The 21,297-nt window shown below is 71.6% G+C and carries 24 protein-coding genes; 7 read left to right on the forward strand and 17 right to left on the reverse strand.

The window, feature by feature from the left end; genetic code table 11:
• Positions 1-6: 6 nt before the first annotated feature.
• From FXF51_RS57910 to FXF51_RS57920, 3 genes are all read right to left on the reverse strand, one after another.
• Positions 7-1,737 carry an enoyl-CoA hydratase-related protein gene (locus FXF51_RS57910; protein WP_148443418.1) on the reverse strand — a complete coding sequence of 577 codons (1,731 nt, stop codon included), beginning with the start codon at positions 1,735-1,737 and terminating at the stop codon, positions 7-9.
• A gap of 553 nt (positions 1,738-2,290) precedes the next feature.
• Entirely contained in the window at positions 2,291-3,535 is a 1,245-nt protein-coding gene (locus tag FXF51_RS57915) for a cytochrome P450 (protein WP_148443439.1), read from the reverse strand.
• A gap of 96 nt (positions 3,536-3,631) precedes the next feature.
• Positions 3,632-3,886, reverse strand: a complete 255-nt coding sequence (locus tag FXF51_RS57920; protein ID WP_148443419.1) for a hypothetical protein — start codon at positions 3,884-3,886, stop codon at positions 3,632-3,634.
• A 319-nt stretch (positions 3,887-4,205) separates the two neighbouring features.
• On the opposite strand from FXF51_RS57920, the gene FXF51_RS57925 reads away from it, so the two are divergent.
• Positions 4,206-4,481, forward strand: coding sequence for a hypothetical protein (locus FXF51_RS57925; protein ID WP_148443420.1), 276 nt, complete (start codon positions 4,206-4,208; stop codon positions 4,479-4,481).
• On the opposite strand, the gene FXF51_RS57930 is transcribed toward FXF51_RS57925, so the two are convergent.
• The 4 genes from FXF51_RS57930 to FXF51_RS57945 are packed head-to-tail and all read right to left on the reverse strand — an operon-like array spanning position 4,478 to position 6,094.
• Positions 4,478-4,864 carry a nuclear transport factor 2 family protein gene (locus FXF51_RS57930; protein WP_148443421.1) on the reverse strand — a complete coding sequence of 129 codons (387 nt, stop codon included), beginning with the start codon at positions 4,862-4,864 and terminating at the stop codon, positions 4,478-4,480. The genes FXF51_RS57925 and FXF51_RS57930 overlap by 4 nt on opposite strands.
• A 5-nt stretch (positions 4,865-4,869) precedes the next feature.
• Positions 4,870-5,172, reverse strand: coding sequence for a DUF952 domain-containing protein (locus FXF51_RS57935; RefSeq protein ID WP_148443422.1), 303 nt, complete (start codon positions 5,170-5,172; stop codon positions 4,870-4,872).
• Positions 5,169-5,774: a TetR/AcrR family transcriptional regulator gene (locus FXF51_RS57940; RefSeq protein WP_222871966.1), complete on the reverse strand. Its 606-nt coding sequence runs from the start codon at positions 5,772-5,774 to the stop codon at positions 5,169-5,171. Before FXF51_RS57940 ends, FXF51_RS57935 begins: the two co-directional genes overlap by 4 nt.
• The gene (locus FXF51_RS57945) at positions 5,771-6,094 is read right to left on the reverse strand and encodes a DMT family transporter (protein WP_148443423.1); all 324 of its coding nucleotides are present in this window, start codon (positions 6,092-6,094) and stop codon (positions 5,771-5,773) included. The genes FXF51_RS57940 and FXF51_RS57945 overlap by 4 nt, the downstream gene beginning before the upstream one ends.
• Positions 6,095-6,236: 142 nt before the next feature.
• On the opposite strand from FXF51_RS57945, the gene FXF51_RS57950 reads away from it, so the two are divergent.
• Positions 6,237-7,190, forward strand: coding sequence for a radical SAM protein (locus tag FXF51_RS57950; RefSeq protein ID WP_262380596.1), 954 nt, complete (start codon positions 6,237-6,239; stop codon positions 7,188-7,190).
• A 39-nt stretch (positions 7,191-7,229) separates the two neighbouring features.
• Here the strand turns inward: FXF51_RS57950 and FXF51_RS57955 are convergent, their stop codons facing one another.
• From FXF51_RS57955 to FXF51_RS57965, 4 genes are all read right to left on the reverse strand, one after another.
• The gene (locus FXF51_RS57955) at positions 7,230-7,484 is read right to left on the reverse strand and encodes a helix-turn-helix domain-containing protein (RefSeq protein WP_148443424.1); all 255 of its coding nucleotides are present in this window, start codon (positions 7,482-7,484) and stop codon (positions 7,230-7,232) included.
• Between the two features lie 90 nt (positions 7,485-7,574).
• Complete coding sequence (locus FXF51_RS64015) at positions 7,575-7,814, reverse strand: hypothetical protein (protein WP_148443425.1); 240 nt, start codon at positions 7,812-7,814, stop codon at positions 7,575-7,577.
• A complete protein-coding gene (locus FXF51_RS61630; protein ID WP_187415165.1) occupies positions 7,811-7,981 on the reverse strand; it encodes a hypothetical protein in 171 nt (56 codons plus the stop codon). The genes FXF51_RS64015 and FXF51_RS61630 overlap by 4 nt, the downstream gene beginning before the upstream one ends.
• Positions 7,978-8,841 (reverse strand): SDR family oxidoreductase, encoded by an 864-nt coding sequence (locus tag FXF51_RS57965; protein ID WP_148443426.1) that lies wholly within the window; start codon positions 8,839-8,841, stop codon positions 7,978-7,980. Before FXF51_RS57965 ends, FXF51_RS61630 begins: the two co-directional genes overlap by 4 nt.
• Before the next feature lie 107 nt (positions 8,842-8,948).
• Between FXF51_RS57965 and FXF51_RS57970 the strand changes: the two genes are divergently transcribed.
• On the forward strand, positions 8,949-9,878 hold the full coding sequence (locus tag FXF51_RS57970) for an Lrp/AsnC family transcriptional regulator (RefSeq protein WP_262380597.1): 930 nt from the start codon (positions 8,949-8,951) through the stop codon (positions 9,876-9,878).
• A gap of 169 nt (positions 9,879-10,047) precedes the next feature.
• Positions 10,048-12,354: an excinuclease ABC subunit UvrA gene (locus FXF51_RS57975; protein WP_148443428.1), complete on the forward strand. Its 2,307-nt coding sequence runs from the start codon at positions 10,048-10,050 to the stop codon at positions 12,352-12,354.
• Positions 12,355-12,499: 145 nt separating this feature from the next.
• Here the strand turns inward: FXF51_RS57975 and FXF51_RS57980 are convergent, their stop codons facing one another.
• Both FXF51_RS57980 and FXF51_RS57985 read right to left on the reverse strand, forming a co-directional pair.
• On the reverse strand, positions 12,500-12,706 hold the full coding sequence (locus FXF51_RS57980; protein ID WP_148443429.1) for a hypothetical protein: 207 nt from the start codon (positions 12,704-12,706) through the stop codon (positions 12,500-12,502).
• Positions 12,707-13,160: 454 nt separating this feature from the next.
• The gene (locus FXF51_RS57985) at positions 13,161-14,003 is read right to left on the reverse strand and encodes a MerR family transcriptional regulator (RefSeq protein WP_148443430.1); all 843 of its coding nucleotides are present in this window, start codon (positions 14,001-14,003) and stop codon (positions 13,161-13,163) included.
• A 71-nt stretch (positions 14,004-14,074) separates the two neighbouring features.
• Here FXF51_RS57985 and FXF51_RS57990 point away from each other — a divergent pair, with 71 nt between their 5' ends.
• From FXF51_RS57990 to FXF51_RS58000, 3 genes are read left to right on the forward strand one after another with little or no spacing between them, the layout of a single operon-like run.
• The gene (locus FXF51_RS57990; protein ID WP_148443431.1) at positions 14,075-14,836 is read left to right on the forward strand and encodes a MerR family transcriptional regulator; all 762 of its coding nucleotides are present in this window, start codon (positions 14,075-14,077) and stop codon (positions 14,834-14,836) included.
• 51 nt (positions 14,837-14,887) lie between these two features.
• Positions 14,888-15,202 (forward strand): ArsR/SmtB family transcription factor, encoded by a 315-nt coding sequence (locus FXF51_RS57995; RefSeq protein ID WP_148443432.1) that lies wholly within the window; start codon positions 14,888-14,890, stop codon positions 15,200-15,202.
• Positions 15,199-15,993, forward strand: a complete 795-nt coding sequence (locus FXF51_RS58000) for an SRPBCC domain-containing protein (RefSeq protein WP_148443433.1) — start codon at positions 15,199-15,201, stop codon at positions 15,991-15,993. The genes FXF51_RS57995 and FXF51_RS58000 overlap by 4 nt, the downstream gene beginning before the upstream one ends.
• Positions 15,994-16,055: 62 nt before the next feature.
• Here the strand turns inward: FXF51_RS58000 and FXF51_RS58005 are convergent, their stop codons facing one another.
• The 4 genes from FXF51_RS58005 to FXF51_RS58020 form a co-directional block, all read right to left on the reverse strand.
• Positions 16,056-17,096, reverse strand: a complete 1,041-nt coding sequence (locus tag FXF51_RS58005) for a DUF4037 domain-containing protein (protein ID WP_148443434.1) — start codon at positions 17,094-17,096, stop codon at positions 16,056-16,058.
• A 198-nt stretch (positions 17,097-17,294) separates the two neighbouring features.
• Entirely contained in the window at positions 17,295-18,038 is a 744-nt protein-coding gene (locus FXF51_RS58010; RefSeq protein ID WP_148443435.1) for a GNAT family N-acetyltransferase, read from the reverse strand.
• Entirely contained in the window at positions 18,035-19,465 is a 1,431-nt protein-coding gene (gene purB / locus FXF51_RS58015) for an adenylosuccinate lyase (RefSeq protein WP_148443436.1), read from the reverse strand. The genes FXF51_RS58010 and purB overlap by 4 nt, the downstream gene beginning before the upstream one ends.
• Positions 19,466-19,593: 128 nt before the next feature.
• The gene (locus FXF51_RS58020; RefSeq protein ID WP_148443437.1) at positions 19,594-20,820 is read right to left on the reverse strand and encodes a riboflavin synthase; all 1,227 of its coding nucleotides are present in this window, start codon (positions 20,818-20,820) and stop codon (positions 19,594-19,596) included.
• Positions 20,821-21,297: the final 477 nt, after the last annotated feature.

Genomic DNA, 21,297 nt, shown 5'->3' on the forward strand with positions numbered 1-21,297 from the left:
CATATCTCACATATGAGATGCAGCAGCGCCAGAGGCCGCCGACGCGCCGGACAACTCCCGATGCCGCGCCAAACGCTCCGGCGTCGAAGCCGCCTTCACCTTCCGCACGAACTCCCGCCGCGCCAGACGGAACCCGCTGCGGTCGTCGAACATGTCCCGGCTCATCTCCGCAAGCTCCTCGGCCCGGTAAGCATCCAGCGGCTTACGCCGCTCATCGACCTCACGAACCTGCCGCCTGCCCGCCAGCAACCGATCGTAACCCGGATCCGCCGCCAGCCGCTCCGCGTACTCCAGCACCCGCCGCTCGAAATCCAGCCGCGACCCCGGCAACGCCTTGTCCGCCAGCCCGCACTCCACCGCCTCGGCCGCCCCCAACGGCAACGCCTCCTGCGTCAGCCGCCGCGCATGCTCCGCACCCACCCGGCGCGCCAGCACATACGTCCAGTACTCACTGCCGAACAACCCCATCGTCCGGTAATGCGGATTCAGCACCACCGAATCCCGCACGATCACCCGATCGGCGCCCAGCCCCATCATCACCCCGCCCGCACCCGCGTTCCCCCCGATCGACGTCACCACCAGCTGACCCGTGCAGTCCACGATCTCCCGGCACACCGCGTTCATCGCGTTGATGTTCATCCACGCCTCCAGCTCCGCATGCCGCGCCGCCTCGATCACGTTCAGATGAATGCCGTTGGAGAACACCTCACCACCCCGCACCACCAGCACCCGCGTGTCCTGCGCCACCGCGTACCGCAACGCCGAGGCCAGCCGCCGGCACTGCTCCGTCGACATCGCCCCGTTGTAGAAGTCGAAACTCACCACCCCCACCCCCTCACTGCGGTCATAGGTGATCTCGCTGTACCCCGACCGCTGCGGCACGTCCGCCACCAGATCACCCAGCACCATCGCCGCCGGCAGCTTCACCGCCCCCTCCTGCTCCAGCCGCAGATGACCCACCCACACCGACCCGTCCCCGCTGCTCACCAGCACCGCACCCTCACGCCGCGCCACCACCTGCCCCGGCACCCCTGCCAGCTCCGACAGGTCCGCCAGCTCCCCAGGCTCCGGACCCCGATACACGTCGAACACCCGCACCGGCAGATCACACAACGACACCCGCCCGCCCGGAGCCCCGTCAGCCGCCCGCACCCGCCGCAGAATGTCCTCCGTCGGCTCCGACCACGAGAACTCCCGGTCAGCGTGCCGCATCGCCCGCCGCAACCGCCCCCGCACCTCCGGCGCCCGGTAGTCCAGCGGCGCCGGCACGAACGACGCGTCACCCGCCTTCGCCGCCACCTCCACCACCAGCTCCGCCGCCGCCTGCGCCACCGGCCCGTTGTACAGCGCCGACTTACGCGGAGCCTCCGGCGGCATCGCGAACGTCCGGAACCCCCAGATCGGGCCCGCGTCCATCTCCTCGACCGCCTGCAGCGCCGTCACCCCCCACTCCGCCTCACCGTCGGCGATCGCCCAGTCCAGCGACGAGGGCCCCCGGTCGCCGGGCGGCCCCGGGTGGACGATCACGGTGCGGTAGGCCCGCCACAACGCCGACGGCACCCGCTCCTTCAGGAACGGGCAGATGACGAGGTCCGGCTTGGCCAGCTCGGCCGCCTCCACCATGACCTCCGCCGACAGGGCCAGCTCGACCGAAACCTCGTGACCGGCGCGGCGCAGCTCCAGCCACGCGCGCTGGGTCAGACCGTTGAAGGAGGAGCAGAGCAGCAGGATACGCAACGCGGTACTTCTTTCAGCACGACAAGGGGGACGGGCAGGGCGGGGGACTACCGGCCGGGCAACGGGCACACCCACGCGTCACAGCCATTTACGGAAGTCCCATAAGACCCATACATCCCACGATGCTGACACGAAACTTCCACTCTTGGTGACCATTCGCCGCAAAAAACCGCTCTGACCAGCCCCAATTGACCCGCTTTGCCCGAAAAGATCCTGTCAGGGGGCGGGGGAGAGGGGCCCGGGCGAGGGAGGCAACCCGGACCCCCGTGCGATGACCCGGGCCCCGGCTGACCGGAACGCCGCGCCACCACGCACCACCATTTCGCCGACACCCCCAGCATCGCCCCGCACCGCCCGTCCGCAGGTCACGGCCAGGACAGGAGTGCGCGACGGCCCCTTGGCACAACCCGCCGCAACGGTGATCCAAACCCGCCGTCCCGCCACGTGATCGCTCCCGCAGAACCGGACTCCAAGGAGGTAAAGTGACGTTATTGCCTATACCAGACAGAATCCACCTTCTGTTCGGTTAGGCATATTTACCGTCAAGAGCCGGTCACGTGAGGGAGTAGCGGATCGGCAGCCGCTTCAACCCGCCCACGAACGTCGTCGCCGTCCACGCCGGCTCACCGTCCAGCTCCACCCGCGCCAGCCGGGGCAGCAGCTCCTCGAACAACGCCGCCGCCTGCATCCGCGCCAGGGCCGCGCCCAGGCAGAAGTGCACCCCGAACCCGAACGCCAGATGCCGGTTCGGCTCCCGCCCGGCGTCGAAGGCGAACGGCTGCCCGAACACGTCCTCGTCGCGGTTGGCCGACGGGTAGGACAGCAGCACCGACTCGCCCTTGCCGATCGGGACGCCGCGCACGCTGGTGTCGGCGGCGGCGGTGCGCATGAACGACTTGACGGGGCTGACCCAGCGGATCATCTCCTCGACGGCCGCCGGCAGCAGGGCGGGGTCGTCGCGCAGCCGCTGGAGCTGTGCGGGGTGGCGGATGAGGGCTTCGAGGCCGCCGGCGATGGTGGAGCTGGTGGTGTCGTGGCCGGCGGTGGCGATGAGGATGTAGTAGGAGGCGGCGGTGCCCTCGTCGAGGAGTTCGCCGTCGATGCGGGCGCCTGCGATGCGGGAGGCGAGGTCGCCAGTGGGGTGGGCGCGGCGGGAGGCGGTGAGGTGGTGGAAGTAGGCGAAGAGGTCTTCCAGGACGCCGGTGTGGTCGCGGGGGGTGCCGGTGCCGCGTCCGGTGTCCTGGTCGTCGTGGCCGAAGAGCTGCTGGGTGAGCTGCAGCATGCGGGGGAAGTCGGATTCGGGCAGGCCGAGGAGGGCGAGGATGACGTGCAGGGGGTAGCCGGCGGCGATGTCCCGGGCGAAGTCGCAGGTGGTGCCGTGTTCGGCCATGAGGTCGACGTGGCGGCGGGCCAGGTGGCGGATGCGGGTGTGCAGGGTGCGCATGGCGGCGGGGCGGAAGTGGTCGGCGGCGACGGCGCGCAGGGGGCGGTGGTGGGGTTCGTCGAGGTGGACGATGCTGGTGAGGGCTTTGCCTTGGTTGCGGCGGGTGTGCAGGGCGTGGTCGAGGGCGGCGGTGCGCAGGACGGGGCGGGGGGCGTTGAGCCAGAGGGTGTGGTCGCGTTCGACGGTGAGGATGTCGTGGTGGCGGGTCAGGGCCCAGAAGGGGGTGTAGCCGGGTCTGTCGACGTGGTGGACGGGTTCGTGGTGGCGCAGGAGGGACAGGGCGGTGTGGAGGTGGTGTTCGTCGGTGTAGGTGGCGGGGGTGGCCAGGGCGTGGCCTGCCTGGGTGAGGGTCATGGGCACGGGTGTCTCCCTGGGCCGTCGGGTGGGTGTGGGGCCAGGGGTGGTGTTCCCGTGGGGGGCGGGGTCCATGCGGTGCGTTATGACCGGGCGTTATAACCGGTTGACGAAGCGTGCTGCGGCGCGCTGGCTCATGCCGGTTTCGCCGCGGACGAGGAAGACGGCTTCTTGTATCTGGCCGAGTGCTTTGAGTTCGCGGGCCTGGTCGACGAGGTCGACGCTGACGCCGGGCCGGTTGCGTGGGTTTCTGGTGAGTCGGGCGGCCAGGATGATGAGCCAGATGGCGGCGGCGGTGACGACGGCGGTGAGGGCGATGACGCTGGGTGTGGCGATCTCCAGTGGGGGCATGTTGGGGCGTCTTCCCGGGTGTGGGTGGTTTATGCGGCCCCTTCCACGGTTGCTCGATAATGAACATTATGTCAAGTAGCGGTGATCGGGGCTCCCCTGTGGGTGAAGATTTTTTGGCGGCTGGGGCGGGGGTTGCGCGGGGTGCTCGTGGGGTGCGGGAGGGCGGCTGAGCGGGGGTTACGCGGTGTCATCGGCTCTGGTGGCGCGGCTCGCGGGGCCGCTGACGGGTAAGTTGACTTTTCGTTGATTCCCTGTCGTTGGCGGGACGACTGGTTTTAGGGTGGAGCTCCTGCTATTCGCGCCGCGAGAGGAGCAGCACGTGGGGAACGAGTCGGTGTTATGCCCGGTGTGTCAGGGGGTTCTGCCCGCTTCCGGTAAGGAGTCGTACACCGCGTTGCGGGGGCGGCTGATCGTGACGAACGGGTACTGTGCGGGCGGGTGCGCCGAGCGGCGCGCCGAGATGGAGCAGCAGCAGGCCCAGAGGCAAGCGCAGCAGCAGACGCAGCAGATGGCGCGTCCGCAGGGGCTCCCCTCCCCTGCTCCGGTGCCGGGCCCTGCGCAGGGCGGGCGTGCGGCGCTGCGGGTGGTGCGTTAGCGGTCTGCCTGGTGGTGGCCGTCGGTGGTGTGCCAGTAGTCGCGGGTCCGTACGGCGAGGCCGTCGGTGTCGAACTGGGCGAGGACGCAGCCTGCCAGGGTGATGGGGCGTCCGTTGTCGTAGGCGCGGACGCGGAACTCGATGACGGCCTGGTCGCCGTCGACGAGGGGCGGGCCGAAGGTGACGTCGGGGTCGCTCTCGCCGGTGAAGGACCAGGTGATGTAGTCGGCGATGGCCTGCCTGCCGCGGTGCGGCGGGCGGAAGGGCATGCTGGTGTGGACGGCGTCGTCGCGGTAGAGGGCGGTGATGGCGGCGGCGTCGTGGTGGGTCCAGCCGTGCTGCCAGGTGTCGGCGAAGCGCTGTGCGGCCTGTCGGGTGTCCATACTCGTCAGCGGGTGTAGGGGCGGGTGGCGGTGACCGCGGTGACGGGTAGTGGCCCGTACAGGTGGGGGAAGCCGTTCTCGACGCGGATGTCGAGGCCTGCGGGGTCGATGTCGAGGACGAGCAGCGGTTCGGACAGGTGGCTGTAGTAGGCGGTGTGGACGCCGTCGAGCTGGGCCTGGTCGCGGCTGCAGTGGATGAAGCCCTCCTGTTCGAGGGTGCGGCCGAGGGTGGAGACGCGGTACTCCCCCGCTTTGCGCGCGTCCTCCCAGTCGGTGCGCAGGGCGAGGTGGTGGATGTGGCCGGTCATGGGGTCCTTCCTGTTTCTCCGGTGGCGTGGGTCAGGGCGAGGGTGAGCAGGGCGCGGGCCTCGTCGAGGGGGCGTTGTTCGACGACGTGCTCGAGCCACAGGGTGGAGACGGTGGTGTAGAGGAGCCGGACGCGGGGGTCGGTCTCGGGCAGGCCGAGGGTGTCGGCGACGAGGCGGACGCAGCCGTCGGTCCAGCGGCGGGCGATGTGCTGCAGGACGGGGTCGCGGCCGGCGTGGACGTACAGCTCCCACAGGCCGAGCTGGCGGGTGCGGTCGGCGGTGGCGACCTGGTCGGTGAGTGCGGTCAGGCCGTGGCGGGTGATCCAGTCGCGGGTGGTGGCCAGTTCGGTCTCCACGAGCTGGGCGAACGCTTCTGCCAGGAGCTGGTCGCGGGAGGCGAAGTAGTAGGTGGTGGCGGCCAGCGGCAGGTGGGCGCGCTGGGCGACGGCGCGGTGGGTGACGGCGCCGAAGCCGCCGTCGGCCAGGAGGCCGACGGCGGCGTTGAGCAGGGTGGTGCGCCGGCGTCGGCTGCGCTCCTGGCTGGGCTGCTGGGCGGGCTGCTGCGCGGGGGTGCTGTTGTGGTTGCTCAGGTGTGGGTTCAATGGCCACCTGCGAGGTTGAGGAGGACGACGCCGCCGATGATGAGCAGGATACCGCCGATCTTGAGGGCGGTGAGGGTCTCCCCCATGAACGCTGCGCCGATGAGGGCGATGGCGGCGGTTCCGGCTCCGGACCAGACGGCGTAGGCGGTGCCCATGTCGAGCTGGAGTTTCAGGACGCGGGCGAGCAGGGCGAAGGAGGTGATGTAGCCGGCGGCGACGACGATGCTCCAGCCGAGGTGGGAGAAGCCGTTGCTGAGTTTGAGCGCGGTGGTGGCGAGCACTTCGCTGGCGATGGCGAGGGCGAGCAGGATCCAGGCCATGGGTGGTGGTCTCCGGGGGTGCGAGAAAGTGGTACGGGTGTCCTGATTTTAGGGGTGCCTCTCCCCCGCCGGACGGCGGGGTCCCGGCGGGTTGCGCGGAACCGCTTGAAAACCCAGTCGAATACGTGTTCCACTGGAGGGTGTGGCTTGGGACGCGCTACCGCTGGTCGACGCCGCCGACGATCGCCCACTGATCGAGCGGCGCGCGGTGCTGCGCGACGGCTTCTACGAGCTGCAGGCTCGCACCGTGATCGAACGGGTGCCGCAGGCCGCGGGCATCGCCCAGCAGTGGGCCGTCTCCCCCTACCGTGGCTGCGCCCATGCCTGCCGCGGCTGCGGCGCCCGTGCCGCGCACCGGCGGCTCGGCCTGGACATGGGGCGTGACTTCGACACCCGCGTCGTCGTCCGCCCGAACGTCGCCGAGCGGCTGCGCGCTGAGCTGGCCCGCTGGGACGGCAGCGAGCTCGCGGTGGGCCTGTCCGGCGACTGCTATCAGCCGGCCGAGGACACCTACCGGCTGATGCCGCACGTGATCGCCGCCCTGACCGCCGCGGGCACCCCGTTCACCGTCTACACCAAGGGCCCGCTCGTGCTGCGCGACGCGCGGCTGCTGGCGCGGGCCGGGGCGCGGGTGGCGATCTCCATCGCGTTCGTCGACGAGCGGATCCGGCGCGCGGTCGAGCCGGGCGCCCCGTCGGCGCAGGCCCGGCTGGAGCTGGTCTCGGCGCTGGTGGAGGCGGGCGTGGACTGCCGGGTGCTGATGGCTCCGGTGCTGCCGCTGCTCAGCGACGCCGCCGACCAGCTCGGCGCCACCGTACGGCGCATCGCCGCGGCGGGGGTGCGGCGGGTGGAGCCCATGGTGCTGCGCCTGCCGCCGGGGACGCGCGAATGGTACGTGGAGTGGCTGCGGCAGGCGCATCCCCACCTCGTGGAGCGGTACGAGGAGCTGTACGACCGGGCGGGGCTGCCGCCGGAGGCGTACGAGGGGCGGATCACGGGGCAGATCGCGCAGTTGTGCCAGGTGTACGGGATGGAGTGCGGGGCGCCGCAGGCGGTGCGGGGCGAGCCGAAGGCGGCCCAGCTGGCGCTGGTGTGACCGCTGCCGGCCCGGCCCTCCGAGACGGGCTGAAGCCCGCTACGGGATGGGCGCGGGCGTGGAGCGGACGGCGAGCCGGTCGAGGGAGATGCCCAGCACGTCGGCCAGGGCCGCGATCGTGAAGAACGCCGGCGTCGCGATCCGCCCGGTCTCGATCTTGCGCAGGGTCTCGGCGGACATGCCGGCCGCCGCGGCCACGTCGACGATGCTGCGCTCGCCGCGTGCCTGGCGCAGCACCTGGCCGAGCTGCTCGCCGCGGAGCCGCTCCTCGGGGGTCAGCGGGGGTCGCACCATGACACCACTGTATAGGTCTGTTGGCGAGGCTGGCCCCACCAGCCGCCATCTGTGGCATTCCCACAGGTGGCTGGGGGCGTGAGAGGTTGTTTACACGGGGAACTGGTCGATGACGCTGTCGTCGGGTTCCTGGGCCGAGCGCGATCTTGGAGTAGATCTCCAGCGAGGTGCGGCTGGCGTGGCCGGAGTAGGGCTGGATGAGGGCGTCGTCGATTCCTGCTCGTAGGAGCGCAGCGCCGGGATGAGTGGGCCGGCGTGGGCGAGTACCGCGCTGAGCGCCGTCGCGTCGCGCAGGGCGAGGTTGGTCCCTGCCCCGGCCGCTGGGCTCATGACGTGGGTGGCGTCGCTGAGGTGCAGGCGGTAGCCCCGGCGGCGGATGAGCGGCGGATGAGCGGCGACTGGTCGCGCTCGTAGACGGCCACGTCGATCCCGGCCCCGCGCAGCCCGTTGGCCAGGGCCGGCCCGCCGACGCCGGCCCCGACGACGATCACCTTCATCGCCGGCCGCCGCTGAAGTCGTCGGCGTGCTCGGCGGCCCACGCCGACAGCGTTGTGGCGGGTGCGCCCGTGATGTCGGGCACCGTGGAGGTGACCTCCGGACGCGGGGCGGCGGCCATCTTGGTGTAGCCGTCGAGTAGTTCGTCGACGAAGTCGCCGGGGAAGTCGGGATCGGCCAGCAGCCGGGCACGCTCCTGCTCCAGCGTCAGCTCCTGCCAGTGCAGCGGGCGGCCGACGGCCTCGCCGATCAGCCGCACCTGCTCGGCCTGGGTCAGCACCTCAGGCCCGGTGAGGGTGTAGCGGTGTCCTTCGTGCCCGGGTTCGGTCAGCGCGTGTACGGCTACCGCCGCGATGTCGTCCTCGTGGATCGGCGTCGTCGCCAGCGAGCCGAAGGCCCCGCGGACGTAGTCGCCCGCCCTGATCTGCGCGCTCCACCACAGGGTGTTGGCCATGAAGGTGCTGGGGCTCAGCACCGTCCACTCCATGCCGGACTGCTCGATCAGCCGCTCGACGGTGGCGTGCCAGCGGGCGACCGGGTTGGGCTGCTCCTCGGGCGCGACTCCAGGCAGTGCACCGCCACCGGTCATGAAGACGACGCGGCGGACGCGGCGCTTGAGCGCGCCGACGATGGGGCGGGCGGGTTCAGCCGAGTGGAAGGGCCACATGAGGAACGCGGCGTCGACGTCGTCGAGGGCGCCGGGCGCGTCCAGGTCCGGAGTGATCACCTCGACGCCTTGGGGCAGCTTCGCGGCCTCAGGGTTGCGGCTCATGGCTCGTACGGCGGCGCCGCTCCAGGCCAGCCGCTCGGCCACCCTTCTGCCCACGTTGCCGGTCGCGCCGAAAACCAGGTAAGTGCTCATGCGTCAAAGATCCCGTCGCCTCGACGACCAAGCACCTCAAGTGCCACGTTCTGGCGATAAGTAGCGTGCAATGCTGAAGCATGGCGAAACCTAGCGTGTTGGACGCGATGGACCATGCTCTCGTGCACGCACTCCAGATCGACGGCCGCGCTTCCTTCCGCACGATCGCCGACGCACTCGACGTCTCCGAGCACACCGTCGCCCGCCGCTACCGGAAGCTGCGCGCGCACGGCGTCCTGCGGGTGGCCGGCTGGCTCGACGGCCAGCGCTTCGGCCGCACCTCTTGGTCGGTGCGCCTCGTGTGCACGCCGGATGCGGCAGGTCAGGTGGCCGAGGCCATCGCCCGGCGCGACGACGCCGTCTGGGTCCGCCTGCTGTCCGGCGGCACCGAGATCGCCTGCGGCGTCCAGGCGGGCGGCGACCAGGACGCCGACGAACTGCTGCTGAAGAAACTGCCGCGGACCCCGCGCATCGTGGCCATGTCCGCGCACGCGACCCTGCACATGTTCGCCGGATGGCGCAGCCGGGTCGCGGTGCTCACCGACGAGCAGGCCGAGCGGATCCAGCCCATGCTGCCGTACGGGAAAGAGGTGTCGCTGAGCGCGCAGGACCACGCCATGGCGCGCGTGCTGGCCCAAGACGGGCGGGCCGGGTACGGCGAGCTGGCAGCGGCCAGCGGATGGTCGCACACCACCGTGCGACGCCGCCTCGGCGAACTGCGATCCAGCGACACGCTCAGGTTCGACGTCGAAATCTCCTCGCAGGCCCTGGGCTACCACGCCGAGGCCTGGTTGTGGATGAAGGTCGAGCCGTCGGCCCTGGCCTCGGTCGGCGAAGCCATGGCCGCCCACCCCGAGGCCGACGTGGTGGCGGCCACCACCGGCCCCACGAACCTCATGGCCGGTGTGACCTGCCGTGACACGCGCGACCTCTACCGCTACCTCACCGAGCGAGTGGCCCCGCTCCACGGTGTGCGCGAGCTGGAGACCGCGCCCGTGATCCGCACGGTCAAGCGAGTGGGCACCTTCCTGTCCTGAAATTCAGCCAATGCCTCGCCGGCACGATCATCGCCTCCCGCGCAGTCCGGCCGGTGCCCGCTTGCGGCGACATCTCAGATGGCGGCTGGTGGGGCCATCCTTACCGACAGGCCGTATACCCGGCCATGAACCGTACACCCTGCCGTACACCATACGGTAGCGTGGCGGGATGGACGACAGCATCGTGATCACCGGCGCGCGCGTCAACAACCTCAAGAACATCTCCCTGCGCATCCCCAAGAACCGCCTCGTCGTCTTCACCGGCGTATCCGGATCCGGCAAGTCCTCCATCGTCTTCGACACCGTCGCCGCCGAATCCCAGCGCCAGCTCAACGAGACCTACACCGCCTTCATCCGCAACCGGCTCCCCTCCTACGACAAACCCGACGTCGAAACCATCGACAACCTCGGCGCCGCCATCGTCGTCCACCAGAGACCCGTCGGCGGCAACGCCCGCTCCACCGTCGGCACCATGACCGACATCATGCCGATCCTGCGCGTCCTGTTCTCCCGCTACGGAACCCCCAGCGCCGGCTACTCCTTCGCCTACTCCTTCAACGACCCCACCGGCATGTGCCCCGGCTGCGACGGCCTCGGCCGCGCCGTCCGCCTCGACACCGCCGCCCTCATCGACGACGAACGCAGCCTCGACGACGGCGCCATCCGCTTCCCCCTCTTCGGCGTCGGCACCTGGCAGTGGCAGATCTACGCCCGCTCCGGCACCTTCGACCCCGCCAAACCCGTACGCGACTACACCCCCGCCGAACGCCACCTCCTCCTGCACGGCAGCGGCTTCACCGTCGACGTCCACGGCAAGAACGGCACACTCAACAAGGTCGCCTACGAAGGCGTCGCCGACCGCTTCACCCGCCTCTACCTCAAACGCGACACCTCCACCCTGTCCGCACGCACCCGCGCCGCCGTCCACGACCTCATCACCGAAGGCGTCTGCCCCCAATGCCACGGCGCCCGGCTCAACACCGCCGCCCTGGCCACCAGAATCGGCCCCCACTCCATCGCCGACCACGCCGCCATGGAGATCACCGACCTCATCACCGTCCTGGCAGACCTCGCCAACCCCGTCGCCGACACCGCCGTCACAGCACTACGCCGCCTCGACGACATCGGCCTCGGCTACCTCACCCTCAACCGCGAGACCTCCACCGTCTCCGGCGGCGAGGCACAACGCCTCAAGACCGTCCGCCACCTCGGCTCCGCCCTCACCGGCATGACCTACGTGTTCGACGAACCCAGCGCCGGCCTGCACCCCAGCGACGTCGGCCGCCTCAACCGGCTCCTGCTGGCCCTGCGCGACAAAGGCAACACCGTCCTCGTCGTCGAACACGACCCCGACGTCATCGCCGTCGCCGACCACATCATCGACCTCGGCCCCGGCGCCGGCGAACACGGCGGCGAGATCGTCTTCACCGGCAGCTTCGAACAACTCACCACCGCCGCCACCCGCACCGGCCAGGCCCTGCGCCGCCGCACCCCCCTCAACACCCGGCCACGCCGCCCCGCCGGACGACTCACCATCGCCCCCGCCACCCTGCACAACCTGCACGACGTCGGCACCACCATCCCCACCGGCGTGCTCACCTGCGTCACCGGCGTCGCCGGATCCGGCAAGTCCACCCTGTTCACCCACATCCTGCCCGCCCAGCACCCCGGCGTCCTCATCGCCGCCCAGGACCCGCCCGGCACCTCGGCCCGCTCCAGCCCCGCCTCCTACCTCGGCGTCCTGGACCCCATCCGCCGCCTGTTCGCCCGCACCTGCGGCGTACCCGCCGCCCTGTTCAGCCACAACTCCGACGGCGCCTGCCCCCGCTGCGAAGGCCGCGGCCTCATCCACACCGACCTCGCGTTCATGGACCCCGTCACCTCCGTGTGCGAGATGTGCGGCGGCACCCGCTACCGGCCACAAGCACTCACCCACCGGCTGCGCGGCCTGACCATCGCCGACGTGCTCGCCCTCACCGCCGAACAAGCCACCGCCTTCTTCACCGAACCCGCCGTGGCCGCCACCATCCGCACCCTGATCGACGTCGGCCTCGGCTACCTCACCCTCGGCCAGCCCACCAGCAGCCTGTCCGGCGGGGAACTGCAACGCATGAAACTCGCCGGCGAACTGTCACGCACCGGCGCCGTCCACGTCCTGGACGAACCCACCACCGGCCTGCACCTGTCCGACGTCGGCACACTCCTGACGCTCCTGGACCGGCTCGTCGACGGCGGCAACACCGTCATCGTCATCGAACACCACCTCGACGTCGTCAAACACGCCGACTGGGTGATCGACCTCGGGCCGGGCGGCGGAAAACACGGCGGCCGCATCCTGTTCGAAGGGCCGCCGCAACATCTTCCCGACGCGCCGGGATCGGTCACCGGCGCCCATCTGAAAGCCGCGCTCGCCATCAACACCGGCGCGGGCCTGACACCCGCGCAACCCCCGCAGGGGCCGGGTAATAACCCGTGATCCCGCCAGACCGCCTCGCTCCGCGGCCCGCACCACGCCTGGCGGGCCGCTGCCACGGCCGTCCCGCCGCCGCGCCCGCGCCACCGCCGCGGGCCTGACGACATCACCGCCACCGCGCGGCGCGATGCCGGACGCCCCGACCCCGCTAATAACCCGCATCCCGGACGGACCCCGCGCCCACCCCGGACACCGGCGCCTCGCACCGGCAGGACGCCCCGCCCCGAGGAAGGCCGCCGCGCATCGCCCCGCACCAGACCACCGGGCCGGCCACGATCACGACCTCCAATGCGGCGAACCCCGCGCCCGCCACCGGCGCGCCGCCGCCCAGCGAGCACCGCCACGGCCGTTCCACGTCCTAACATGAGGCGCAACTCCACTCGCTCGAAGCCCGCGGCACCCCGCACCGGAGCGACCCGCCCCAGCAGACGCCTGCACCTTCCCCCCGGCACAAGCCGCCCAGCAAGCGTCCGACCCCGGCCCCCTCGGGCCGGCGCCCCAGAGCGCTCATCGCCCCCGCCACACCGCTCCGGCGGCCCCGGGGAGCACAGATCGTCACCGCTGTCATGGGTTCCAAGGCGACGCGGGCCGCGAGGTCACCATGACCACGCTCCCGGGTCGTCGCCCCCCAGGCTATGTCCCGGCCGCCCCACGGGGGCGCCCTGGTCACGAAGCCACAGCAAGTTTTGACCTGCGCATGGCGCGCCTTGACCCGCACACGACGAAGGCGGCGCCCCACACGGAGGACGCCTCCCTTCCGGCCACCGCCGTCCACGCTCAGACGCGTCCGCGCCCCGTGAACACCAGCTTCACCACGACTCCTCCTCCACACACACCCTCACATGCGTCACCAACTCCTCCGGCGACGTCACGGCCGGATCCGACACGTACACCTCACGCAGCGGCCCCCGCACCACATGCCGCCGCTCCGCACACCACGCCAGCACCGCGTGCGCCGTCAGCGAGATCTGGTCGTACGGCCCCACATGCGTCGCCGACGCGAACACCCCGCCAGGCAACACCCGCACCTCCACCCCCTCGGCGGCCCGCCGGCCCTCCTCCAGGACCAGCGCCACCGACACCTCCACCACCTCTCCCAGATCCACCGGGAACAGCCCCACCAGCCGGACCGGCCCGCCACCGGCCACAGCACCCGCGCCACCACCCGCGCCACCGCCCGGCAGCAGCCGCGCCACCGCCGCCGACGTCGCCCGCCCGATGTCCTCCGGCCCCGCCGCCCGCTCCCGCACCACCGCCACCCGCAACGCGGGCTCCGACACCCGCCGCACCCGCGCCGACGGCAACCCCTCCGCCATCACCCGCTCCAGCGCCGCCAGCGTCCGCCGCCGCCGCGCCAGCTCCGCCTCCAGCGCGTCCCGCACCCCCGCCAGCGACCGCCCCGCATCCTCCGGCGCCCCCGACAACACCTCACCCACCACCGCCAGCGGCACGTCCAGCGACCGCAACAACCCGATCGACAACGCCACCCGCGCCTGCGACGCCCGGTAATACCGGTAACCCGTCTCCCCGTCCACGAACGCCGGCCGCAACAGGCCCAGCTCGTCGTAGTGCCGCAACTGCTTCACACTCAACCGCCCCAGCCGGGCGAACTGCCCGATCGGCAGCAACTCCTCATCCACGCCCACCAGCATGGCCCCTCCCACAGCGGGAGAGTCCAGCCCGGCTTGACCCTCACCCCACGTCACCCTGCAAGCTGGACACCATGAGCTTCTCCGTGGGACAAGTCGCCAGACTCGCCGGCATCACCGTGCGCACCCTGCACCACTACGACGAGATCGGCCTGCTCACCCCCGGCGAGCGCACCAGCGGCGGCTACCGCCGCTACACCGACGACGACCTCGCCCGCCTGCAGCAGATCCTGCTCTACCGCGAGCTCGGCTTCCCCCTCGACGAGATCACCGTCATCCTCGACGAACCCCACACCGACGACGTCACCCACCTGCGCCGCCAGCACGAGCTGCTCACCCGCAAGGCCGGCCGCCTGCAAGAGGTCATCGCCGCCGTCGAACGCGCCATCAACGCCCGCTCCAGCGGCATCAACCTCACCCCCGAAGAACGCTTCGAAATCTTCGGCGACTTCCGCCCAGAAGACCACGACGCCGAGGTCGAACGCCGCTGGGGCCACACCGACGCCTACGCCCAGAGCCGTGCCCGCGTCGCCTCCTACACCAAAGCCGACTGGCTGCGACTGCGAGCCGAAGCCGACACCGTCAACGACGACCTCATCGCCGCCTTCAAGGCAGGGCTGCCCGCCGACGGCGCCGACGCCATGGACATCGCCGAACGGCACCGCGGCCACATCAACCGCTGGTTCTACGACTGCCCCCACGACCTGCACCGCTGCCTCGGCGACATCTACGTCCAAGACCCCCGCTTCGCCGCCACCTTCGACGAGCGCGTCCCCGGCCTGGCCGTCTACTTCCGGCACGCCATCCACGCCAACGCCCGCCGCCACACCACCTGACCCTACGTACATAACCTTGCAGGCATATAACCAGCCCGGTATATTCACGCCATGCCCTTCGACGTCCTCGCCGAACCAGCACGACGCCACATCCTCGACCTCCTCCTCCAACGCCCCCACCAGGTCAGCGAACTCACCCACCACCTCGGCCTCACCCAGCCCGGCACCAGCAAACACCTGCGCATCCTGCGCCAAGCCGGCCTCGTCACCGTCCGAAAAGACGCCCAACGCCGCTGGTACGAACTCCGCCCCGCCCCCCTCGCCGAGATCGACGCCTGGCTCACCCCCTACCGCCGGCTCTGGAACACCGCACTCGACAACCTCGAACACCACCTCGACACCATGGAAGACGACCCCACCCCATGAACGAGACCCTCACCCTCCACCCCGACGGCCGCACCACCCTCACCCTCCAGCGCCGCCTCCCCCACCCACCCGACAAGGTCTGGCGCGCCATCACCCGCCCCGAACACCTCGCCGCCTGGTTCCCCGCCGACGTCACCATCCACGGCGACCGCATCAGCTACGGCCTCGGCCCCGACGGCCGCATCACCGAACACAACCCACCCCACACCTACGCCCACACCTGGGGCGAAGACCACCTGCGCTGGCACCTGACCCCCGACGGCGACGGCACCCTGCTCACCTTCACCCACACCTTCACCGACCGCCACGGCGCCGCCAGCTTCGCCTCCGGCTGGCACACCTGCCTCCAGGCCCTGCACGCCCACCTCGACGGCCGCCCCTCCCACCTGCCAGAAGACGCCGGCCCCGCCTACCACGCCCGCCTGCACGAGGACTACATCGCCATCCTCGGCCTGCACTCCACCACCGCCGACGGCGACACCGTCCGCGTCGAACGCCAGCTCACCCGGCCCGCAGAAGACGTCTGGCAACGCCTCGACGGCCCCGGCGCCACCCCCGGCACACCACCGCCCGCCCCGTTCACCGTCCCCGGCCTGCAAGCAGGGCCGGTCACCCGCGCCGAAAGCGCCAAACTCCTGGAGTACGACACTCCCGCCGGCCACGTCCGCTGGGAACTGGCCGAGGGCACCGGGCAGGGCCCGCGCCTCGTCGTCACCTGCACCGGCGATCCCGCCACCGCCGACGCCTGGCGCATCCGCGTGGAAGACCTCGCCGCCTCTCTCCTCGCCTGAGAGGTTTGAAAGAGAAAGGCCCCGGGTGTTGCACACACCCAGGGCCTTTACAATGTAGATCATCAAGCGGTGAGACCCAGCGCCGCAGCCGTCACCGCCCGCGCCCGGCCCGGCGCCACCAGCAGATCCACCGAGTCCGAGAGCTGATCCACACACCCCGTCACCGGCAGCCCCCTCACCACCGGATCCGACACCGACGCCATCAGCGCCTCCACGAACCGCCCCGCCCCGATCACCTGGAACGGCCGGTCGAAGAACCCCCGCACCCCCTCATCCAGCCGCTCCGCCAGCGCCACCCGGTTCTGCAGCGCCGCCACCCGCCCGTACGCCGCCGACAGGCCCTCCTGCCGTTCCCGCCACGACCGCGCCGCCACCGCCGCGCCCAGCGACTCCCCCAGCTCCGCCGACCCCGGCAGCCGCGCCAGCGCGCTGCCCAGCCATTTGCCGTACGGCGGATAGCGCCGCCGCAGCAGCAGCGCCAGCCGCATCACCTCCCGCGCCAGCCGCGCCCCCAGCACGGCCGAGCCCAGCTCGTCACCCACCTCACCGCACCGGCCGACGAACGGCTCCTCCTGGCAGATCCGCTGCCACTGACACGCCAGCACGTAGCGCCACACGTCCTGCGGATACCAGCGCAACGCCGCCCTGGCCGCCTCCAGCCCCCGCTCCCCCAGACCGTCGAAGAACACCTCCCCGCCGGTCACCTCCGCCAGCCGCTGCCACGGCGCCGACAGCCAGTCCAGCAACGACACCCCCTCGCGCGGGTCGAAGCCGAGCCGCCCGACCAGCCACTCCCCCAGATCCGCCACCGTCACCCCGGGGCGCACCCGCTCGTGATAGGGGAACACCGTCGGAAACCCGCCGAACCGCTCCGGCAGCCCCGCCGCCACCTTCGCCTCCACCTCGGCCACCCGCTCCGCGGCCACGAACAGCAGCACCCGCGGCCCCCAGTCATGATCCGTCGAACGCGCCGTGTCGAACTCCAGCACCTCCGACCCCGGCCCGATCAACGCGGCACTATGCGAAACACCCGACACCAGCGGCGCCACCACCTCACCGTAGAAGGCGCGCGACAGCTCGATACCAGGTACAAAGTTGGACATCACCTCGTCAACTCTGCACGAGCGCCGCCGGAACCTCATCCCAATTACCGGGCGCTCACCCCGGGCGGCCACGCCAGGCCCCGCCGGCGGACCCGCCGACGGCGAGCTGATCGCCGCCTTCGCCTGGCCACCCCGTCCACCAGGCGCTGGCCTCGGCCGGGCATCTCCATCACCTGAGCGCCGGGAGCAAGGCAGGCCTCAGGTGACGTACGCGGCCAGCACCCGCCTGCGCCGATACCCGATCCGCTCATACACCCGGATCGCGGCCCCGTTGCCGTCGTCCACCATCAGCGCCGCCCGCCCGCGCCCGGCCACCAGCTCCCGCGACACCCACCGGCACACCAGCCCGGCCAGGCCCCGGCCGCGTAACGACGACCGCGTGGCGACACCCGCCACCAGCCCCACCGTCGGCGCCGACCACGCCTCGGCCGCCACCGCCGCCAGCACCCCGTCCACCCGCACGCCGGCCCACCGGCTCACCCCGGCCGCGCCGGGCACCGCGTAGGAGTGGGGCGCGTCAGCCGCCAGCAGCCCGGCGACCTCACCAGCCGCCGCCTCGCCGTCCAGCCACCCCACGGCCCCATCATCCTCATCCGGCAGCGTGGACAGGCTCATCCAGGAGAACTCCGCGGCCTCCCGGACGCCGTCCACCTTGCCCGCCACCCGCCGCATCAGCTCCACCTCGCCCAGCGGCCGATACGAGGCCCCCAGCTCGCGCAGCGCGTGCCGCACCAGCGCCACCGCGCTCGACGCCGCGCTCGACGCCTCACCCCACACGGCCAGCCGGTCGTGCCGCGACACGGCGGGGCTGCCGGCCACGACCGCCCCGCCCAGCGCCCACGCCCGGCTGCCTCCCGACAGGCCCTGCGCGGCCCACATCACCAGATCGTCGTCCCCGCATGCGGCCCGCACCTCCTCCAGGGATCGCAGCCGCCTGATCACAAGATCGCGCCAGGGCGGTACGCGGCCGCCTCCGGGTGCGCCGCCACGACCTCGCCCACCCGCTGCGAGACCGACTCCACCTGGTCGGCCGCCGCCCCGGTGAACGACACCCGGTCCGCCAGCAACGCCTCCAGCCGCGGCCGGTCCAGCGGGAACCGCTCGTCGGCGGCCAGCAGGTCCAGCAGCTCGTTCGCCGCGCCGCGCGAACGCATCGCCAGCGCCGCCGCCACCGCGTGCTCCTTGATCAGCTCGTGCGCCTGCTCACGGCCCACCCCGGCCCGCACCGCCGCCATCAGCATCTTGGTCGTCGCCAGGAACGGCAGGTAACGGCCCAGCTCGGCGGCGATCACCGCCGGGAACGCGCCGAACTCCTCCAGCACCGTCAGCATCGTCTCCACCAGCCCGTCGAAGGCGAAGAACGCGTCCGGCAGCGCCACCCGCCGCACCACCGAGCAGGACACGTCGCCCTCGTTCCACTGGTCGCCCGCCAGCTCGCCCACCATCGAGGCGTAACCGCGCAGCACCACGGCCAGGCCGTTCACCCGCTCGCAGGAACGGGTGTTCATCTTGTGCGGCATCGCCGAGGAGCCGACCTGCCCCTCCTTGAACCCCTCCGTCACCAGCTCGTGCCCGGCCATCAGCCGGATCGTCTTGGCCAGCGACGACGGCGCCGCCGCCAGTTGCACCAGCGCCGTGACGACCTCGAAGTCCAGCGAACGCGGATACACCTGGCCCACGCTGGTGAAGCGGTGCTCGAACCCCAGGTGCGCCGCCACCCGCCCCTCCAGCTCGGCCAGCTTGCCGCGGTCGCCGCCCAGCAGGTCGAGCATGTCCTGCGCGGTGCCAACGGGGCCCTTGACGCCCCGCAGCGGGTACCGTCCGATCAGCTCCTCCAGCCTGCGGTAACCCACCAGCAGCTCATCGGCCGCCGTGGCGAATCGCTTGCCCAGCGTCGTGGCCTGCGCCGCCACGTTGTGCGAGCGGCCCGCCATCACCGTGGCCTCGTGCTCCTCGGCCAGCGTCGCCAGCCGGGCCAGCAGCGCCACCACGCGGTCGCGTACCAGCAGCAGGCTGTCGCGCACCTGGAGCTGCTCGACGTTCTCGGTCAGGTCGCGCGAGGTCATGCCCTTGTGCACCTGCTCGTGCCCGGCCAGCGCGTTGAACTCCTCGATGCGCGCCTTCACGTCGTGCCTGGTGACGCGCTCACGCGCCGCGATGGACTCCAGATCGACCTGCTCGACCACCTTCTCGTAGTCGGCGATCGCCCCTTCGGGCACCGCGATCCCCAGCTCGGCCTGCGCCCGCAGCACCGCCAGCCACAACCGCCGCTCGGCGATGATCTTGTACTCGGGCGACCACAGGCGCGCCAGCTCCGCCGAGGCGTAGCGGCCGGCCAGGACATTGGGGATACGCGGCTTGGAAGTCACGTTCGACAAGTGTAAGCACCCCGCTCCGGCCACCCGACGCCTTCCCCCGTCGTCGGGGTTGTTTCCGGGACGGAGCTTCCATTGCTCCGTCCCGGAAGAGCGCCTTTACATTGTAGATTTCTAGGCGCTCACAACCACGTGCGCAGATCGTCGATGTCGACCAGCGGCAGCCCCCACCGCAGCGCCGACGCCTCCAGGTCGGCCGCGCCGGCCATGGTGCCGTCCCGCTTCATCACCTCGCAGCACACCCCCACCGGCGCCAGCCCGGCGGCCACGCACAGCGCGACGGTCGACTCGGTGTGCCCGGCCCTCTCCCGCAGCAGGCCCGGCCGGGCGGCGATCGGGATGACGTGGCCGGGCGAGGCGAAGTCGGCAGGGCGCGCCCCGGGGTCGGCGAGCTGCCGGACGGTGGCGGCCCGTTCGGCGGCGCTCACCCCGGTGCCGGTGTTCGAAGCGAGGTCCACGGGTGTGTGGAAGGCCGTGCCCTGCCGATCGCCGGCGCCGGCCAGCGCCCCGATCTCCAGCCGCTCCAGGACGTCCGGCGCGCACGGCACGCACGGGTAGCCGAACACCTCGGTGAGCAGGAAGGTGAACGCGGCCGGACGCAGGTTCGCGCCGGCGAAGATCACGTCCCCTTCGATCTCGCGCTCGGGATCCCACACCATGACCGCGCCGCCGGCGGCGAGCTGCTGCACCACCTTCTCCACCCCGGCACGGCCCGACAGGTGCCCGGCCCAGCCGAGCGCCGCGACCGCGCGGGCGACGTTCGCGCCCGCGGCCGCCGCACCGGCCGCCGCCAGCCGTCCCACGACGTCGGACTCGATGTTGACCCGCTCCCCCACGGCCAGCTCGGCCAGGGTCGTCCCGGCCAGCGTGGACGGGATCAGCGCCACCGAGAACCGGTCCTTGACGATCTCGGCGACGGTCAGGCTCACGCCGTCGACCGCGACCGACCCCTTGGCGGCGATCCTGGCCATGAACCGCTCCGGCGGCCGGATCCACAACCGCCGCCCCACCCCCGGCCCGTCATCCACCCGCACGACCTTGCCGACCCCGTCCACGTGCCCCTGCACCAGATGCCCGTCGAGCGGATCGCCCACGGCCAGGGGCGTCTCCACGTTCACCCGCCGCCCGGGAGCCGTCATCTCGTCGAACGTCGTCCTGCGGCGCGTCTCGTCGCTGATCGAGACGCTGATGAGATCGTCCTCGACCCGCTCGGCGGTCACGCAGACCCCGGCCACGTTCACCGAGCCGCCGGGCGCCACCCGCCCCGCGCTCTTGGCCGCCCGGATGCCCAGGCCGTTCGCGCCGACGGTCTCGACCTCGCCGATCTCGTGAATTCTTCCGGTGAACACGTCCATCCCCTTCATGCCGGCGTCGGCCGCGTCCGTCGCGGCCGGTGGCGTCAGGGACCGTCATCGGGGTCCGAGAAGGGGCGGGGTGTCACCGCGTGGCTCCGGGATCGCACCGGATCGTTCCTCCCGGGGAGGAACCGGCGGGCTGTCACCGCCGCACCTGGAATTGCGCCACTGCCACGATAACGGCCCGCCGCCCGGGTTCGCATCACCAGCCCCGATGTAGCTCTGCGTGATGCGCCCAGGCGGCCCCGCCGGCCACGCCCACGGGCACTCCGGGTCCCGGTCCTCGCCCGAGAAGGCCGCGTGCCGGACGCCGCGCAAGCCGCACACCTGACCTTGAAGATGCGGCGATGCGGACCGAGTAACCGTGGCCGCAGTGGTGATCTGCCCGCGGAGGGATGAGCCGCGCCCTCACGCGAGTCGATGGGACTTCCGCGCGGCGCTTCGCAGTTCCGCTGCGAGCAGCCTCGCGGT

The sequence above is a fragment of the Nonomuraea sp. PA05 genome (genome assembly GCF_008086045.1).
Lineage (GTDB): Bacteria > Actinomycetota > Actinomycetes > Streptosporangiales > Streptosporangiaceae > Nonomuraea > Nonomuraea monospora.

Excerpts from the sequence above, each read along its gene's own strand:
- FXF51_RS57955 (WP_148443424.1), bottom strand. The coding sequence starts at position 7,484 with ATGGTGCGACCCCCGCTGACCCCCGAGGAGCGGCTCCGCGGCGAGCAG.
- FXF51_RS61630 (WP_187415165.1), bottom strand. The coding sequence starts at position 7,981 with ATGAAGGTGATCGTCGTCGGGGCCGGCGTCGGCGGGCCGGCCCTGGCC.
- FXF51_RS57975 (WP_148443428.1), top strand. The coding sequence starts at position 10,048 with ATGGACGACAGCATCGTGATCACCGGCGCGCGCGTCAACAACCTCAAG.
- FXF51_RS57970 (WP_262380597.1), top strand. The coding sequence starts at position 8,949 with ATGGACCATGCTCTCGTGCACGCACTCCAGATCGACGGCCGCGCTTCC.
- FXF51_RS58005 (WP_148443434.1), bottom strand. The coding sequence starts at position 17,096 with ATGTCCAACTTTGTACCTGGTATCGAGCTGTCGCGCGCCTTCTACGGT.
- FXF51_RS57965 (WP_148443426.1), bottom strand. The coding sequence starts at position 8,841 with ATGAGCACTTACCTGGTTTTCGGCGCGACCGGCAACGTGGGCAGAAGG.
- FXF51_RS57915 (WP_148443439.1), bottom strand. The coding sequence starts at position 3,535 with ATGACCCTCACCCAGGCAGGCCACGCCCTGGCCACCCCCGCCACCTAC.
- FXF51_RS58000 (WP_148443433.1), top strand. The coding sequence starts at position 15,199 with ATGAACGAGACCCTCACCCTCCACCCCGACGGCCGCACCACCCTCACC.
- FXF51_RS57995 (WP_148443432.1), top strand. The coding sequence starts at position 14,888 with ATGCCCTTCGACGTCCTCGCCGAACCAGCACGACGCCACATCCTCGAC.
- FXF51_RS57985 (WP_148443430.1), bottom strand. The coding sequence starts at position 14,003 with ATGCTGGTGGGCGTGGATGAGGAGTTGCTGCCGATCGGGCAGTTCGCC.
- FXF51_RS57935 (WP_148443422.1), bottom strand. The coding sequence starts at position 5,172 with ATGACCGGCCACATCCACCACCTCGCCCTGCGCACCGACTGGGAGGAC.
- FXF51_RS57930 (WP_148443421.1), bottom strand. The coding sequence starts at position 4,864 with ATGGACACCCGACAGGCCGCACAGCGCTTCGCCGACACCTGGCAGCAC.
- FXF51_RS57990 (WP_148443431.1), top strand. The coding sequence starts at position 14,075 with ATGAGCTTCTCCGTGGGACAAGTCGCCAGACTCGCCGGCATCACCGTG.
- FXF51_RS57945 (WP_148443423.1), bottom strand. The coding sequence starts at position 6,094 with ATGGCCTGGATCCTGCTCGCCCTCGCCATCGCCAGCGAAGTGCTCGCC.
- FXF51_RS57920 (WP_148443419.1), bottom strand. The coding sequence starts at position 3,886 with ATGCCCCCACTGGAGATCGCCACACCCAGCGTCATCGCCCTCACCGCC.
- FXF51_RS64015 (WP_148443425.1), bottom strand. The coding sequence starts at position 7,814 with ATGAGCCCAGCGGCCGGGGCAGGGACCAACCTCGCCCTGCGCGACGCG.